Origin of the sequence: Streptomyces sp. ISL-98, assembly GCF_018614055.1 — a bacterium.
Lineage (GTDB): Bacteria > Actinomycetota > Actinomycetes > Streptomycetales > Streptomycetaceae > Streptomyces > Streptomyces spiramyceticus.
This window is the reverse complement of sequence record NZ_JAGGPB010000034.1, coordinates 1-16,409: the sequence shown is the minus strand read 5'-3', so window position 1 is coordinate 16,409 and position 16,409 is coordinate 1. Positions and strand designations below refer to the sequence as shown.

Annotated in this window: 10 protein-coding genes; 8 read left to right on the top strand and 2 right to left on the bottom strand. The window is 70.9% G+C overall.

The window, feature by feature from the left end; all coding sequences use genetic code 11:
* Positions 1 to 11: 11 nt before the first annotated feature.
* The 6 genes from J7I98_RS22255 (at position 12) to J7I98_RS22230 (ending at position 11,086) form a co-directional block, all read left to right on the top strand.
* Positions 12 to 1,175, top strand: a complete 1,164-nt coding sequence (locus tag J7I98_RS22255; protein ID WP_214923469.1) for an aminotransferase class V-fold PLP-dependent enzyme — start codon at positions 12 to 14, stop codon at positions 1,173 to 1,175.
* The gene (locus J7I98_RS22250) at positions 1,172 to 4,291 is read left to right on the top strand and encodes an AMP-binding protein (protein ID WP_214923466.1); all 3,120 of its coding nucleotides are present in this window, start codon (positions 1,172 to 1,174) and stop codon (positions 4,289 to 4,291) included. Before J7I98_RS22255 ends, J7I98_RS22250 begins: the two co-directional genes overlap by 4 nt.
* A complete protein-coding gene (locus J7I98_RS22245) occupies positions 4,288 to 5,490 on the top strand; it encodes a cytochrome P450 (RefSeq protein ID WP_214923431.1) in 1,203 nt (400 codons plus the stop codon). The genes J7I98_RS22250 and J7I98_RS22245 overlap by 4 nt, the downstream gene beginning before the upstream one ends.
* Positions 5,491 to 5,748: 258 nt before the next feature.
* Positions 5,749 to 6,672 carry a serine/threonine protein kinase gene (locus J7I98_RS22240; RefSeq protein WP_214923428.1) on the top strand — a complete coding sequence of 308 codons (924 nt, stop codon included), beginning with the start codon at positions 5,749 to 5,751 and terminating at the stop codon, positions 6,670 to 6,672.
* Between the two features lie 3 nt (positions 6,673 to 6,675).
* Positions 6,676 to 8,904 carry a protein kinase gene (locus J7I98_RS22235; protein ID WP_214923425.1) on the top strand — a complete coding sequence of 743 codons (2,229 nt, stop codon included), beginning with the start codon at positions 6,676 to 6,678 and terminating at the stop codon, positions 8,902 to 8,904.
* Between the two features lie 82 nt (positions 8,905 to 8,986).
* Entirely contained in the window at positions 8,987 to 11,086 is a 2,100-nt protein-coding gene (locus J7I98_RS22230) for a serine/threonine-protein kinase (RefSeq protein WP_214923400.1), read from the top strand.
* A 132-nt stretch (positions 11,087 to 11,218) separates the two neighbouring features.
* Here J7I98_RS22230 and J7I98_RS22225 read toward each other — a convergent pair whose 3' ends face one another.
* Both J7I98_RS22225 and J7I98_RS22220 read right to left on the bottom strand, forming a co-directional pair.
* A complete protein-coding gene (locus J7I98_RS22225) occupies positions 11,219 to 12,547 on the bottom strand; it encodes a class I SAM-dependent RNA methyltransferase (RefSeq protein WP_214923397.1) in 1,329 nt (442 codons plus the stop codon).
* A 142-nt stretch (positions 12,548 to 12,689) separates the two neighbouring features.
* Positions 12,690 to 14,738, bottom strand: coding sequence for an APC family permease (locus J7I98_RS22220; RefSeq protein WP_214923393.1), 2,049 nt, complete (start codon positions 14,736 to 14,738; stop codon positions 12,690 to 12,692).
* A 280-nt stretch (positions 14,739 to 15,018) separates the two neighbouring features.
* Between J7I98_RS22220 and J7I98_RS22215 the strand changes: the two genes are divergently transcribed.
* The gene (locus tag J7I98_RS22215) at positions 15,019 to 15,708 is read left to right on the top strand and encodes a TrkA family potassium uptake protein (RefSeq protein ID WP_374225164.1); all 690 of its coding nucleotides are present in this window, start codon (positions 15,019 to 15,021) and stop codon (positions 15,706 to 15,708) included.
* Complete coding sequence (locus tag J7I98_RS22210) at positions 15,705 to 16,382, top strand: TrkA family potassium uptake protein (RefSeq protein WP_214923374.1); 678 nt, start codon at positions 15,705 to 15,707, stop codon at positions 16,380 to 16,382. Before J7I98_RS22215 ends, J7I98_RS22210 begins: the two co-directional genes overlap by 4 nt.
* The last annotated feature ends 27 nt before the right edge of the window (positions 16,383 to 16,409 follow it).

Here is a 16,409-nt window from a genome sequence, read left to right as displayed (position 1 = left end):
GGTGGAGAACGATGAGGAACACAGGGGCCGCAGGAGCCGACCGGCTGATTCATCTGAACACGGCCGGAGCCGGTCTGGTACCCGCCGAGGTGCGGCGGACCATGGCCGAGGTCCTCGACCGTGAGGCAGCCACGGGCTGTTACGAGACAGAGGGCTTCTTCGACGGGATCATCAACGACGAGGTCTACCGCCGGCTCGCCCGCGTGCTGGGCGCACCGGTCACGGACGTAGCCCTGTTCGACAGCGCCACCCGCGCCTGGTGCGCCGTCGTGCCCCGGCTGTCCCTCGGCCCGGACGACCGGGTCTGGGTCACGCCCTACGAGTACGCGGGCAACCTCATCTCCCTGTTCAACCTGCGCGACCGCACCGGCTGCCAGATCGAGGTCGTCCCCACCCTGCCGGGCGGCGACCTCGACCTGGAGTGGATGACGGCCAACATCGCCGACGACGTCGCCCTCGTGTCGGTGACGCACATCCCCTCCGGCTGCGGCATCGTCAACCCGGTCGAGGCGATCGGGCGCCTGCTCGCCCCGTACCGCTGCTTCTACGCCGTCGACGCCTGCCAGTCCATCGGCCAGGTTCCGGTCGACGTTCAGCGCATCGGCTGCCAGCTCCTCACCGGCGCGGGCCGCAAGTTCATGCGCGGCCCGCGCGGTACCGCCTTCGCCTACGTCGCGCCCGAGCTGCGCGCGGCGCTGGTCCCGGACTTCCACGATCTGCACGTGGCCCGAATCGACTCGGCCACCGGCTACCGGATCGACGACCACAGCGCCCGCTCTCTGGAACTCGCCGAGCGCAGCACCGCCGCCGTGGCCGGGTTCAACACCGCGCTCACTCTGTTCGAGGAGGGCACGCCCTTCGACCACAAGGAGGTGTTCCGGGCACTGCGCGCCACCCTGGAGGACATCCCGGGTATCGAGCTCATCGCCCCCGGCACCGAGCAGTCGGGCATCCTGTCCTTCCGGCACCAGGACGTCGCCGCCGAGACCGTGAGGGACCGGCTCGCCGAACAGCGCATCAACGTATGGAAGATCGTCGGCCACCACACCCCGGTCTACATGGCGGAGCGCGGTGTGGAGACCGCCGTCCGCGTCTCGGCGCACTACTACAACACCCTCGAGGAGATCGAGGAGTTCGGACGGGCCCTGCGCGACACCCTCGGAGCGGGGGCATGAGCGCCGGCCATCAGGAAGTCCTGCACACCGCCGTCAGCCGCTGGGCCGCCGAACGCCCCGAGGCGACCGCCGTCGTGCACGGAGCACGCAGGCTGAGTTACGCGGAACTCGACCGCACCGCCGACGCCTGGGCCGCTTCCCTGGCCCGCCGGGGCGTCGGTCCCGGCGACCTGGTGCCCGTACTGCTGCCGCGGAGCGCCGGGCTGATCGCCTCGGTGCTCGCCGTGCTGAAGCTGGGGGCCGCGTACGCGCTGCTCGATACCGCCTGGCCGGAGCGTCGTATCCAGGAGGTGACCGCCGAACTCGGGGCGCGGCTGATCGTCACGGAGGACCCCGACGGAGGCCACACGGGACTACCGGTGTGGTCGCCCGCCGCCCACGGCGAAGACCACGAGCCGCCCGCCGGTTTCCGTCCCGCCGAGGTCACCGCCGACGCCCCCGCCTGTGTCTTCTTCACCTCAGGAACGACCGGGCGGCCCAAGGGAGTTCTCACCCCGCACCGCGCCACCGCGCGCCTGGTGCGCCCCGGCACCTTCGCCCGGTTCGGCACCGGCACAGTGATCCCGCTGGCTGCCGCACTGCCTTGGGACGCGTTCTCGCTGGAACTGTGGACCGCGCTGCTCAGCGGCGGCACCTCGCTCGTCGTCGACGAGCCGTATCTGTCCGGGCAGGTGCTCCGTGACGCGGTCACCCAGCACGGCGCCGACACGGTCTGGCTCACCAGCAGCCTGCTGAACATGATCGTGGACGAGGACCCGGATGCCTTCCGGGGTCTGCGCCAGGTGATGACCGGCGGCGAGCGGCTGTCCGTCCCGCACGTACGCGCCTTCCTCCGCCACCACCCCGGCATCGCCCTGATCAACGGGTACGGGCCGGTCGAAAGCACCGTCTTCGCCACCACGCACCGCATCACCGCGTCCGACTGCGAGCTGCCCGGCGGCATTCCCGTCGGCCGCCCGGTCCCCGGTACGGAGATCCACCTCGTCGACGGCGAGATCTGCGTCGCGGGCGACGGACTGGCCCTGCGCTACCTCGGCGACCCCGCCCTCACCGGGGCCAAGTTCCCCCGCATCCCTGTACGGGGCCGGGACGTTCGCGTCTACCGCACCGGCGACCTGGGCCGGTTCGACGAGGACGGCGTCCTGCACTACCTGGGACGCGCCGACCGGCAGGTCAAGATCCGGGGCCACCGGATCGAGCCGGCCGAGGTCGAGCGGCAGATCGAGGCGCTGCTCCCCGGTGTCCGCACCTGCCGAGTGGTGGCCCGCCGCGACGAGGCCGGGAACGCCGAGGGCCTGCTGGCCTTCTGCGTGCCCACCGTGGCGGGAGACGGGCTGGCCGGGGCCGAGGACGTCCTGAGGGCCGGGCTGGTGCACTACCAGCGGCCGGACGCCGTGGTTCCGGTGGCCGCCTTCCCCGTGACCGCCAACGGCAAGCTGGACGAGCGGGCGCTGCTGGAGTCGGCACCGGTCGCGGCCCCCGGCGGCCTCCCGCAGACGCCGTCCGTCGCCCGGGACGACGAACCGGATGACGAGCCGGACGACGAGCCGGACGACGAGCCGGACGACGAGCCGGACGACGAGCCGCTGGTCGGGCTGACCGCCGCCGTCTTCGCGGCGGTCCTGGACCGGGCCTGCGTACCGGCCGACATCGCCTTCACCGATCTCGGCGGCACTTCGCTGGGCGCCGGCCGGGTGTGCGCGCGGCTCGCGGCGGAACTGGGGCGGCCCGTGCCCGTATCACGGCTGTACGAGCACCCGACCGCGCGCGGTCTGGGGCAGTGGCTGGCGCGGACGGGCCCCGCCGGGAGCACGGCCGTCGGGGAGGGCGCGGATGTGCCGCTCACGCCCATGCAGACCGGCTTTCTGACCAACCATCTCCTCAATCCCGAGGACCGCTCGGCCCATTGCCTGCTTCTCTTCCGCATCGACGGAGAGAACGGCGAGCTGGACCTGGATGCCCTCGACAGCGCTGTCGAGGCCGTGCACAACCGCCACGAAGTGCTGCGGATGGCCTACCGCGCCGCGCCCGAACCCGTCGCCTGTGCCGTGGAGTTCCCCGCCCCCGTACTGGAGATCCTGGACGCCGAACCGGACGCGGACACGGCGACCGCGGTGCTGTGCGAGACGCTCGGCGCACCGCTCGAACTCACCGAGGGCGAGGTGTGGCGAACCGCGCTGGTGCCGCTGGAGTCCGGCCGGTCCTGGGTGTTCGGCTGCGTCGTCCACCACATCGCCTTCGACGGCTGGTCGGAGTCCGTGATGACCGCGGACCTCGCCCATGCGTACAACGCGGCCCTCACCGGTTCGGGCACATCCGCCCGGCCCGCGGCGCTCTCCGCCGCCGAAAGCGCGCGCCTGCGCTCGGAACGGCTCGCCCTGGTGGACCTGGAGCGCCAACGGATGGCACTGGAGGCCGAGTTGTCCGGCGTACCGGAGCTGGTGTGGCCCCTCGCGCCCGACCGTACGGATGATGTCCGCCGCCCGGTACGGATCGAGCGGCAGCTCGACCAGGACGCCGCGGCCCGCATCGACGCGGCCGCCACCCGCGCGGGCGTCACCCGGTATGCCGTACTGCTGTCCTGCTACGGGCAGTTGCTCGCCGAACTGACCGGCCGGGACGACTTCGCGATCGGAGCACCGGTCGCGCAGCGATTCGACACCCGCCTCGAAGAGGCCGTCGGCTGCCACATCGAGATGGCGTGCCTGCGGCTGCGAGGGAAGGTCCTCGACGGCGGCCCCGACGCCATCGCCGAGGCGGGCCGCATCATCGACCGGGCCTTCGGCGCCCAGGACGTGGCCTTCCACGACCTCGTACGTCTGCTCAACCCGCCCCGCACCGGGCGGCCCCCGCTCTTCCAGACCCTCCTGGTGCTGCAGGACAACGCCGTGCCGGAACTCGCCCTGTCCGGGCTCACGACCGTGCACCTCCGCCCGCCGTACCTGGACATCCCGTTGGAGGTCCAGACGGAGTTCTGGCCCCTGCCCGACGGCCGGCTGCGGCTCGCGCTCAACTACCGGCCCGACGCGGTCCCCGACATCACCGCCCACGAGCTCGTCAAGCGGCTGGCCGACCTCGTACACACCCTGCCGCTGCCCGAAGGAGACCTGTCATGACCGTGCTGGCCCCCGAGTCCGTCGACCTCGCCAACCTCGTCGACCCCGAGCTGTACGCGACCGGGGACCCGTACCCGGTCTGGCGCTGGATGCGGGACAACGACCCGGTACGGCTGCACGCCGCGACCCAGTACCCCGCCTTCTGGTCGGTCACGCGGTACGACGACATCCGCACCGTCTACAACGACGCACGGGTCTTCAGCTCGGCCGAGGGCATCCTGCTGCGCCCCCTCGCCCACGGCAAGGACCCCGGCGGCGGCCGCACGCTCGCACTCACCGACCCCCCACACCACAAGGCGCTGCGTTCGCTGGTCGCCGACTGGTTCACCACGCGCTCGGTCCGCGCGCTGGAGGAGGCGATGCGCGGTGCGGTGCGCCAGGTCGTGGCCAGGGCGGCCGGACTGGGCGAGTGCGACTTCGTCACCGACATCGCGGCACGGCTGCCGCTCTATGTCATCTGCCGGCTCATGGGCGTACCGGACCACGAGCAGGAGATGCTCTTCTCCCTCACCAGCAAGGCTTTCGGCGCGGGCGAGGCGGAGACCCGCAGCATCGCGCACCAGGAAATCATGGCGTACTTCCTCGAGCTGATGTACCGGCGGATGGACCAGCCGGAGGACGATCTGGTCAGCGCCCTGGTCAACGGCGAGGTCGACGGCAATCTGCTCTCCGAGGAAGACATCCTCCTCAACTGCGACAACCTCCTGGTAGGCGGCACGGAGAACGTCCGCCTCGCGGTCGCCGGCGGAATGCAGACCTTCCTGGACCGTCCCGCCGACTGGGAACGTCTGCACGCCGACCGCACTCTGATGCCCACGGCGGTGGAAGAGGTACTGCGCTGGACCTCCAGCGCGACCCACATCATGCGCACGGTGACCGAGCCCGTAACGCTCCGCGACCGCCTGCTGGAGGCAGGAGACCGGGTGGTCATGTGGACCCCCTCGGCCAACCGGGACGAGCGCTACTTCGAGAACCCGGACGTCTTCGACATCACCCGCCGCCCCAACCGCCATCTCGCGCTGGGCGCCGGGGAACACTTCTGCCTCGGAGCGATGATGACCCGCACCGAGATGCGGATCCTCTTCACGGAACTGCTCGACTCCATCCACCACATCGAGCAGACCGGCCCGGCCGTCCCGCTGCGCTCCATCGTCGTCAACGGCCTGGAGAGCCTCCCGGTAAGGATCACCGCGAAGTGAACATCTACACCCTCATGACGCTGGCCTCCTCCTCCGGGAAACCACCGCCCGCATCCGGACCACGATGGCCCACAGGCCTGTTGCCGTGGGGCACCATGAGCCCGCGTACAGGCGGCGGCGAGGCGGGCAGGACCGACGGCGCCGCCCAAAGTCATGGCAAGGAGCCCTTCCGACCGACCGCGACCTGACCACCCTCCGGGCCGGCCCCGCTGCATGAGTAGGCTCCTGATGCATCAGACCGGCCCGGGGGATTCGCAGATGGAACGAGCACGCACAGAACAACCGCGCGTGGACAATCCACGCCGGATCGGCCCGTACCACCTGATCACCCGCCTCGATCCGGCCGGTCCCGGCTTCCCGCCCGTACCCGAGCGCCGGTTCGTCGCGCGAAGTGCGGACGGCGACCGTACGGTGCTGATCAGCGCCCCGCTCGAAACAACCGCCCCCGGACGCTTCCTCGTCGAAGCCGACGCGGCCCGCCGGCTGCTGGGCCCCTGGGTCTGCCCCGTCTCCGAAGTCTCGCCCCCGTCCGAGGCCCCCTGGTACGCCTCGCCGTACCTCCCCGCGCTGCCGCTCCCCGTGGCCCTGTCCGTCCACGGCGGCCCCCTGCCCGAGCGCACCGTACGAGCTGTGGGCGCGGCCTTGGCCGAGACGCTCGCCGGCGCACACGCCATGGGCATCACACATGCGGGCCTGTCCCCCGCAGCCGTGCTACTCGCCGGAAACGGCCCGCGCCTGACGTGCTTCGGCGCGGTCCGCGCGGCGGCCCCGGACGGCGACCGGCGCACCGGTCTCCCGGGCCTGGAGCCGGGAAGCCTGGCCCCGGAACAGGCATCGGGCGGCCGCCCGCGCCCGCCGGGCGACATCTACGCACTGGGCGCGGTCCTGGCGTACGCGGCGACGGGCCACACGGTCCCGGACCGTGACGAACTTCCCGAATCCCTGCGCTCCTTGATCGCACGCTGCCTGACACGCGACCCGGCGGGACGCCCCACCGCTGCCGAAGTCCTGCACGCCCTCCCGCCGTCGTCACCTGCCCCCACCGCGACGGAGCTCGACTCCACAGCATCGCTCATCACCCCCGGCTGGCTGCCCGGCCGGGTAGTGGCGGCGGTGGCCCACCAGTCCGCGAAAGTGCTCGCCGCCGAACTCCGCATCCCGCTGCCCTCCAGGACGACTTGACCGATGCTGTCCCCCCTCACCCACGACGACCCTGCCCAGATCGCCGCGTACCGCCCGTTGGCCCGCCTGGGCAGCGGCGGCATGGGCACGGTCTACCTGGCCCGCTCCGCCGGCGGCCGCACGGTCGCGCTGAAGACGATGCACGCCGGCATCGCATCGGATCCGGCCTCCCGCACCCGCTTCCGCCTGGAGACCGACGCGGCCCGCATCATCGGCGGCCACCACGGAGCGACCGTCGTCGACGCCGACCCGCTCGCCGAAACCCCGTGGCTGGCCACCGAGTACGTCCTGGGCCCGCCCCTCGACGACGCGATCGCCCTCTGCGGCCCCCTGCCCGAACCCTCGGTCCGCGCGCTGGGCGCAGCCTTGGCCGGGGCCCTGTCGCAACTCCACGCCTCGGACGTCGTCCACCGCGACCTGAAGCCGTCCAACGTGATGGTCACGGCCTACGGCGCCAAAATCATCGACTTCGGCATCGCCCGAGCGGCCGGGGACGAGCGCCTCACTCGTACGGGAGCGGCGGCGGGCACCCCCGCCTTCATGTCCCCGGAACAGGCCACGGGCCAGGAACACACCCCGGCAGGCGACGTCTTCGCCCTCGCGGGCGTCCTGGTCTTCGCCGCCACGGGCCGCGGCCCCTTCGGAACCGGCCAAGCCGCGGACCTGCTCTACCGCGTCAGGTACGCGGAGCCGGATCTGACGGACGTACCGCCCTCGCTCCTCCCACTGCTCACCCGCTGCCTCTCCAAGGACCCGGCCCAGCGCCCGACCACGGCCCAGCTCACCGCGGAGCTCCACGACGGTCACGGCGAGTTCGCGGACCATCTGCCGGACCTGCTGCTCGCGGACATCGCGCGCAGGGCGACAGAGGTCTGGCAGTACCAGCCCTACCGGCTCCCCGCACCGGAGGAGGCCGACCAGGCCTCGACCGCCGTCGTCCCGGCCCTTACCCGCCGCAGACTCCTGACCGTGGGCGGAAGTTCGGTCCTCGGCGTCGCGGCGGCCGGGGCGGGCGCGTGGGCATGGCTCGGCCCGGAGGACCCGGGAGGCAAGCCGGGACCGGCCAAGAGCGGCGGCGCCCCCTCCCCCACGACATCGAAGAAGCCGCTGAGCGACTACCTCTGGCAGGTCCAGATACCCCCCGTGGACGACCTCGCCCTCGAGAACTACCCGGCGGCCGATCCATACCCGGTCGTCCTGGGCGACCACGTCCTGCTGGCGATCGGCACGGGGCTCGCCGCTATCGACCCCAAAACCGGCAACGCCGCCTGGACGAGCGGCGATGCCGAGTACGCGTGGCGCGTGGCCACGGACGGCAAGCAGATTTTCCGCATCCCTGATCACGAGTTCTTCGGCATCGAGGGGCAGGTCAAGCCCCTGGTCGTCGACTCGGTCGACGCGGCCACCGGCAAGACGGCCAAGCCCCGGCAGACCTTCCCGGACTTCAACGTCCTACACAAGGAAGCCCAGTTGATCTGCTGCGCCGACGGCATGCTGTATCTGGTGGGCGGCACGGGCGGGTTCAAACGCGGTGGCTATCAGAACGGGCAGTCCTGGTACCTGCTGGCCGTCGACATGCGGTCGGGCGCAGAGCGCTGGCGCCGGCCCCTCCCGCCGCACAAGAAAGACTCCGAAAGCCCGCACTTCCTCGCGGGCCGGGTCGTCGGCAACCGGCTTGTGCTGCTCCAGGAGACGGCCGCCGGAAAGGTGAAGCTCGCGGTCCACGACTCCCGTACAGGAACGCCCCTTTGGTCCGTCCCCGCGACCGACGCCAAGCCGGATCTGGTCCGGAACCTGCTGACCACGGACGACCGGCACGTCTATCTGGGATTCGGCCCGCTGCGCGCCCTGCGCCTGGCCGACGGCAAGGAGGCATGGACCCTCGCCAAGAGCCGCCCGGGCACCTCCTTCGGGCCGCCGGCCGTCAAGGACGGTGTCGCGTACGCAGTGCAGGACAAGCTGGGACTCGTCGCCGTCGGCGCGGCCGACGGGAAGGTGCGCTGGGAGGAGAAGGGCGGAGAGGGGGCGCGGGCGGACCGCACCGACCCCCCGGTAGTAGGCAGGAAGTGCGTGTACAGCAAGGGACCTTCGGGCCTCCGTCAGATCGACGTATCCACGCATACGACAACCGCCACCTACAAGACCTCGGGGACCCGTTTCATCGCCCATGAGCGCGCCCGGGTCGTCTTCGCCCTCGGCGGCCCGCTGATCGCGGCGTACCCGCTGAAGTAGCGCGGCGGACGCCCTGAAGTAGCCGGCCCGCGGTAGCCCCGGCAGCAAGCCACCCTCCGACAAACCCCCTGGAAGCGCAGCCATGAAGCCCCTCAGTACCGGTGACCCGATCCGCCTCGGCCCGTACCGCCTCCTCGGCGTGCTCGGCGAAGGCGGCATGGGCAAGGTCTACTTGGGCCAGGACGGCACCGGACGCCCCGCCGCCGTGAAGGTACTGCGCCCCGAACTCGCCCACGACCAGCACCTCGCGCAGCGATTCGTACGCGAGGCGGAGATGGCGAAGGCCGTCACCAGCAAGGGTGTGGCGCGGGTGCTGGGTTCGCAGACGGAGGGCGGGCGCCCGTGGATCGCCACCGAGTTCCTGGCCGGGCCGACGCTCGACGAGGCCATCGGCGCGTACGGCCCGATGGACGGCCCGACGGTACGCGCCCTGGCCGACGCTCTCGCCCGTACGCTCCACGACATCCACACCGCCGGCCTGATCCACCGCGACCTCAAGCCCCCGAACATCGTGCTGACGTCGTCGGGCCCGCGCATCATCGACTTCGGCATCGCCCGCCCCGAGCACGGCCTGACCCTCACCACCACCGGCCAGATCCCCGTCACGCCGGGCTACGGCGCCCCGGAACAGATCCTCGGCCGGCGCGTCGGCCCGGCCGCCGACGTCTTCTCGCTCGGCGCCGTCCTCGTGTACGCGGCGAGCGGCCGTCGCGCGTTCGACGCGGCGCATGTGGCGGCCGTGCAGTACGAAGTCGTCCATGGTGAACCGGACTTGAGCCAGGTCTCGACGGAACTCCAGGCCCTGATCGGCCCCTGCCTGGCGAAGGACGCGGCCCTGCGTCCGGATCCCGGGCAGATCGCGGCGGCGTTCACGCCGCCGAAGGGCGCGGACCGTGTCTGGCGGAGCGGCCCGCTGGCGGCCGGCATCAAGACGCGCGAGACAGATGTCCACCGGGTGACCACTGCGGTCGACGGGCCCCGCCCGGTCTCCCGCCGCCGCATGCTCACGGCACTCGCGGCGGGCGGCACGGTCCTCGCGGCGGGCGGTGGCACGGGGACGTGGTGGTGGCTGCGGGACGGCTCCGGGTCAGGCACCGGCACGAACGCCGACGGTCCGTCGGACCCCTTCGACATCCCGCCGGCGGTGCAGGCCGAGGAGGCGAAACTGCTCGACCCGGACAAGGGCGAGTACATCGTCGGCGAAGCCCCGAAGGCCCTGTGGGGCCCCGTGCAGGCCGTCGCGGCGGACACACCCGCGCCGCTGCCCGTGGGCGACGTTGTCGTCATCGGGGCGAAGGCGGGCGGAGTGGCGGCCTTCGACATGGTCACCGGCAAGCAGCGCTGGCGGGCCCCGACCGCCGTCCCGTCGGGCCGCTATCTCTCCCTGTCCGACCGCCTCGTGGCCCTGGTCGACGCCAAGGGCACGCTCCGGACGTACGTACCCTCCACCGGCGTCCCCAAGTGGACCGCCCGCGCCGAGGCGCGCTCGCTCCTGGCGGAGGACGACGACGCGGTGTACGTCGTCACGAAGGACGGCCGCCTGCGCTCCATCGGCCGCTCCGACGCGAAGGTCCGCTGGACGGCCCGGGTCACGGTGAACCTGAGTGCGGAGGTGCACCCGCTGGGCATCGCGGCCGCCGGCCGCCTGGTCCTGTGGACAGCCGAGGGCGATGTGCTCGCCGTCGACAGCACCGACGGCAGCGAGGTCTGGGACCGCCTGAAGCAGTCGGACGAGATCCTGCGCCCTGCGCACCAGGACGGCGTCGTCTACCTGGGCGGCAAGACACTGACCGCACTGAACATCGGCGACGGCAAGGAGTTGTGGTCAGTCCCCGCCGGCAAGGACTATCTCGGCGCCCCGAAACCCTGGCGCTTTCCGACGGCCTACCCCGGCATGCTCTTCGCCGCCCACGACGACGAGCCCAAACGCCTCAACCCCAAGACGGGCAAGGAACTCTGGGGAATGGGCAGCGGCGACGGCCCCATGCGGATGCAGGGCTCCGGCGTCTGGGTCGTCGACACGGATGAGCAGCTTCCGCGGGTGAGCGGCCTCGACCTGACGACGGGCTACCCCCGCATGGTGTACAAGACCGGCGAAGGAAGCCGCTGGGGCCTCGCGGCCGCCGGCAACCGCGTCTTCGTCCACGACTCGCACTCACTGACGGCCCTGCCGGTGTTCTGAGCCACCTCCGGAACGGGGACACAGCCTGGTCCGGGGGGCGGCTTACCGCTGCCCCCCCCGTCAGAAAGTGCGTCGGGCGTGCGTCAAATGCCGCCCGTACCGCCCACGACGCGCATGACCCGAATCCGCAGGTCAGACGTCCTTCTTCACCGGCTCCAGAATCGCCACGCACTCCACATGGTGCGTCATCGGGAACAGGTCGAACGCCCGCAGCGTCCGCGGCTTGTAGCCGCCCTCCCGGAAGTACGCCAGGTCGCGGGCCAGCGCCGCCGGGTCGCAGGCGACGTAGGCGATGCGTCGGGCGCCCAGGGAGGCCAGGTGCTTCACCGTCTGCTTGCCGGCGCCCGCTCGGGGCGGGTCGAGGACGATCAGGTCGGTTTCGGTGATGCCCGTGCGCGGCAGGACCTGCTCCACCTTGCCCTGTTCGATGCGGACGTAGGGCATGTCCTGGAGGTTGTGCCTGGCGTCCTCGACGGCGCGCTTGCCGGACTCGATGCCGAGCACCGCGCCCTTGTCGCCGATGCGCTCGGCGATCGCACCCGCGAACAGGCCGACACCGCAGTACAGGTCGAGTGCGGACTCGCCCTTGCGCGGCATCAGGCCCTGCATCACAGCCTTGACCAGGAGGTCCGGTGCCTGCGGGTGGGTCTGCCAGAAGCCGCCCATGCCTACGCGGTACGTACGCTCGTCGGCCCGCTCGCGCACGAAGGCGCGGCCGTGCACGCGGTGTACGCCGCCGTCCTTCTCCTCCACGCGGAGGACAGAGACCGGCTTGTCCAGCTCCACGAGAGGGAGGCGGCCGCCCGGCTTCGGGGTGAGGATGACCTGCCGGTCGCTGGAGCCGGTGGCGGCGATGGCCTCGACCGACGCCATCTGCGGCCACTCGCGCTTCTCGATGCCCAGCTCGGTGACGCCCGGTGCGGCGATCATGCAGTGGTCGATCGGCTGCACGTCGTGCGAGCGGTGCTTGCGCAGTCCGGCCCTGCCGTCGTCGTCGATGGTGTACTGCACGCGGGTGCGCCATGCGGGCACCTCGCCCTGGGGCAGCTTGTCGCCGGGGGCCGGCATGACCGTGCCGTCCCAGCCCGCCTCCTCCGGGGTGAGGCCCGCGAGGCGCATGAGCTGCTCGGCGATGACCTCGCCCTTGAGCCGCCGCTGCGCGCCCGGCTTCGCGTGCTGCCAGTCGCAGCCGCCGCACATGCCGGGTCCGGCGTACGGGCAGGGGGCCTCGATGCGGTCCTTGGACGCCTCGATGATCTCGACGGCGTCGGCGCGCAGGTAACGGGAGGTCTCGCCGCCGTCCGTGACGCGGGCGCGGACCTTCTCGCCGGGCAGCGCGTGACGTACGAACAGCACGCGGCCCTCTTCGGTGCGGGCGATGCAGTGGCCGCCGTGGGCGACAGGACCGACCTCGACCTCGTACTCCACCCCGACCAGTGATTCCTGGGATTCGTTCTGCATGACGGGGTGGCTCCAGAGGGTCAAAGGGGTACGACCGGACAACAGCCCACCAGTCTACGTGGGTGTCGTCCGGCCGTTCACCACAGTAAACAGTTCAGCTCTTGCCTCTGCTCATGCCTCTGCTCATGCCTCGGCTCTTGCCTCAGTTCTTGCCGCTCGGCTCCTTCGGGCGCCGGTCCACCGGGCCCCGCCGCACCGAACCCGGCGCGTTCCACTCGGCCCGCTTCTTCGCCCGCTTCTTCGCGAGCTCCGAGGAGACCAGCTGGTACGGCACGGACGTCACCATCACACCCGGCGTGAAGAGCAGCCGGCCCTTGAGCCGCAGTGCGCTCTGGTTGTGCAGGACGTGCTCGTACCAGCGGCCGACCACGTACTCCGGGATGTAGACGCTGACCGCGTCGCGCGGATTCTCGCTGCGCAGGCCCTTCACGTACTCGACGACCGGCCGCGTGATCTCGCGGTACGGCGAGTCGAGGATCTTCAGCGGGACATTGATGCCGCGCCGCTCCCACTCGTCCCTGAGTGCCTTGGTCTCGACCGGGTCGACGCTGATGCTGAGCGCCTCCAGCGTGTCCGAGCGCGTCAGCTTGGCGAACGCGAGGGCGCGCAGCGTCGGCTTGTGCACCTTGGAGACAAGGACGATGGAGTGGACGCGCGACGGCCGGACGCTGTCGTCGGACGGGCCCTCGGCGGCCGCGATCTCCTCGGCCACCCGGTCGTAGTGCTTACGGATCGCGCTCATCGTTCCGTAGAAGATCACCATGCCGAGCAGCGCGACCCAGGCGCCGTGCGTGAACTTGGTGGCCAGTACGACGACGAGGACCAGGCCCGTGAAGAACGCACCGAAGGTGTTGATCGCGCGGGAGCGGATCATGCGGCGGCGTTCGGCCGGGTCCTTCTCGGTGCTCAGGTGGCGGTTCCAGTGCCGCACCATGCCGATCTGGCTGAGCGTGAAGGAGACGAAGACACCGACGATGTAGAGCTGGATCAGCTTGGTCGAGTCGGCTCCGTAGAGCCAGACGAGCAGCGCGGCCGCGCCCGCGAGCAGCACGATGCCGTTGGAGAAGGCGAGGCGGTCGCCGCGGGTGTGCAGCTGGCGCGGCAGGTAGCGGTCCTGCGCGAGGATCGAGCCGAGCAGCGGGAAGCCGTTGTACGCCGTGTTGGCGGCCAGGAAGAGGACGAGTGCGGTGGCCGCCGCGAGGAGGACGAAGAAGAAGGTGCCGTCTCCGAAGACGGCGGCCGCGACCTGCGAGATCACCGGGTCCTGGACGTATTCGGCGCCAACTGGGGTCCCGTTCTGCAGCAGATCCTCGGCAGGAGTCTCCGCCATCTTCACGTCGGTGGCCATGGCCAGACCGATGATGCCGCAGAACATGGTGACGGCCAGGCCGCCCATCAGCGCCAGCGTCGTGGCGGCGTTCTTGCTCTTGGGCTTGCGGAAGGCGGGGACGCCGTTGCTGATCGCCTCGACACCGGTGAGCGCCGCGCAGCCGGAGGAGAAGGCGCGCAGTAGGAGGAAGACGAGGGCGAAACCGGCCAGTCCCTGGTGTTCGGCCTTGATTTCGAAGTCGGCGGTCGGGGCGCTCATGGTCTCGCCCGCGACGATTCCGCGGTAGGCGCCCCAGGCGATCATGATGAAGACGCCCGCCACGAAGACGTACGTCGGGATCGCGAAGAGGCTGCCCGACTCCCGCACGCCGCGCAGGTTCATGAGCGTCAGCAGCAGGATGATGCCGATCGCGCACAGGACCTTGTTCTCGACGACGAAGGGGACCGCCGAGCCCAGGTTCTCCACGCCCGAGGAGATCGACACGGCCACGGTGAGGACGTAGTCGACCAGCAGTGCACTGGCGACGGTCAGCCCGGCCTTGGGACCCAGATTGGTGTTGGCGACCTCGTAGTCACCGCCGCCGCTCGGGTACGCCCGCACGTTCTGGCGGTACGACGCCACCACCGTGAACATCAGCACCACGACAGCGGCCGCGATCCACGGGCTGAAGTGGTACGCCGACACGCCCGCGATGGAGAGCACGAGGAGCACTTCTCCCGGTGCGTACGCCACGGACGAGAGCGGGTCGGAGGCGAAGACGGGAAGTGCGATGCGCTTGGGCAGGAGGGTTTCCCCCAGCCTGTCGCTGCGCAGCGCCCGGCCGATCAGGATCCGTTTGGGCACGTCGGTCAGTTTGGACACGCAGAGGATCGTAAGCGTTCGAAAACGGCATCGACCACCCACCACCCCTTTCGCCCACAGAATCTCCCGCCGGCATCGGCGTTCTCCCCGCATGAACCTGATAGACCCTGAACTCACCCCGAGATGTGCGACGTGATCGATGGCGCGTTCGGAGTTGACGCTACGGTGGACGAAGACAGGGGCAAGGCAATATTCGGGCGCTTTTGCCCCGTGCCGCCCCGGTGAGCCGAGCAGAAAGATGTGAGCAGGGTGTTTGTGCAGGTCAGCGGGGCGACCAGGAGTGCGGGGTAACGGGACGATGCACGTCGTCATCATGGGTTGCGGGCGAGTGGGAGCCGCTCTCGCGCAGACCTTGGAGCAACAGGGGCACACGGTCGCCGTGATCGACCGGGACCCCACGGCCTTCCGCCGTCTGGGCTCCGGTTTCGGTGGCCGCCGCGTCACCGGAGTCGGCTTCGACCAGGACACTCTCCGCGAGGCCGGCATCGAGGAGGCGGGCGCCTTCGCCGCGGTGAGCAGCGGTGACAACTCCAACATCATCTCGGCGCGGGTGGCCCGCGAGATGTTCGCCATCGAGAACGTCGCGGCTCGTATCTACGACCCGCGCCGCGCCGAGGTCTACCAGCGCCTGGGCATCCCCACCGTCGCCACGGTCCGCTGGACCGCCGACCAGATGCTGCGCAGGCTGCTGCCGTCCGGGGCCGAGCCGCTGTGGCGCGACCCGAGTGGCGGTGTGCAGCTCGCCGAGGTGCACATCTCCGAGGCCTGGATCGGGCACAAGATCAGCAGGCTGCAGGAGGAGACGGGCGTACGCGTCGCGTTCCTCACCCGGCTGGGCGAGGCCGTTCTGCCGACCTCCCAGACCGTGCTCCAGGAGGGCGACCTCGTCCACGTGATGATGCATACGGACGAGATCGCGAAGGTCGAGGCGGCCTGCGCGAAGGGTCCCGAGGAAGGCGGTCAAGGATGAGGGTTGCTATCGCCGGGGCCGGCGCGGTGGGACGTTCCATCGCGGGCGAGCTGCTGGAGAACGGGCACGAGGTCCTCCTCATCGACAAGGCGCCGACCGCCATCTCGGTGGAGCGGGTGCCGCTGGCCGAGTGGCTGCTGGCCGACGCCTGCGAGATCACCTCGCTCGACGAGGCGGCGCTGCAGCGCTGCAACGTCGTGATCGCGGCGACCGGTGACGACAAGGTCAACCTGGTCGTCTCGCTGCTCGCCAAGACCGAGTACGGGGTGCCGCGGGTCGTCGCCCGCGTCAACAACCCCAAGAACGAATGGCTGTTCACCGAGGCCTGGGGCGTCGACGTCGCGGTCTCCACGCCGCGTCTGATGTCGGCGCTGGTCGAGGAGGCGGTGAGCGTGGGCGATCTCGTACGGCTGCTGCGCTTCAGCCACGGCGACGCCAACCTCGTCGAGCTGACGCTGCCGCCCGAGTCGGCGCTGGCCGGCACTCAGGTCAGTGATGTGGCGTGGCCCGAGGACACCTCGCTGGTCACCATCATCCGGGGGACGCGCGTCCTGACTCCCGGCCAGGAGGAGACTCTGGAGGCGGGCGACGAGCTGCTGTTCGTGGCCGCCCAGGCGCGTGAGGAGCAGCTGGAGGACCTGCTGTCGGTGCGCAGGGAAGACGCCGCGAGCTGACGGGCGTACGTACGAGGAAGGGCCCGG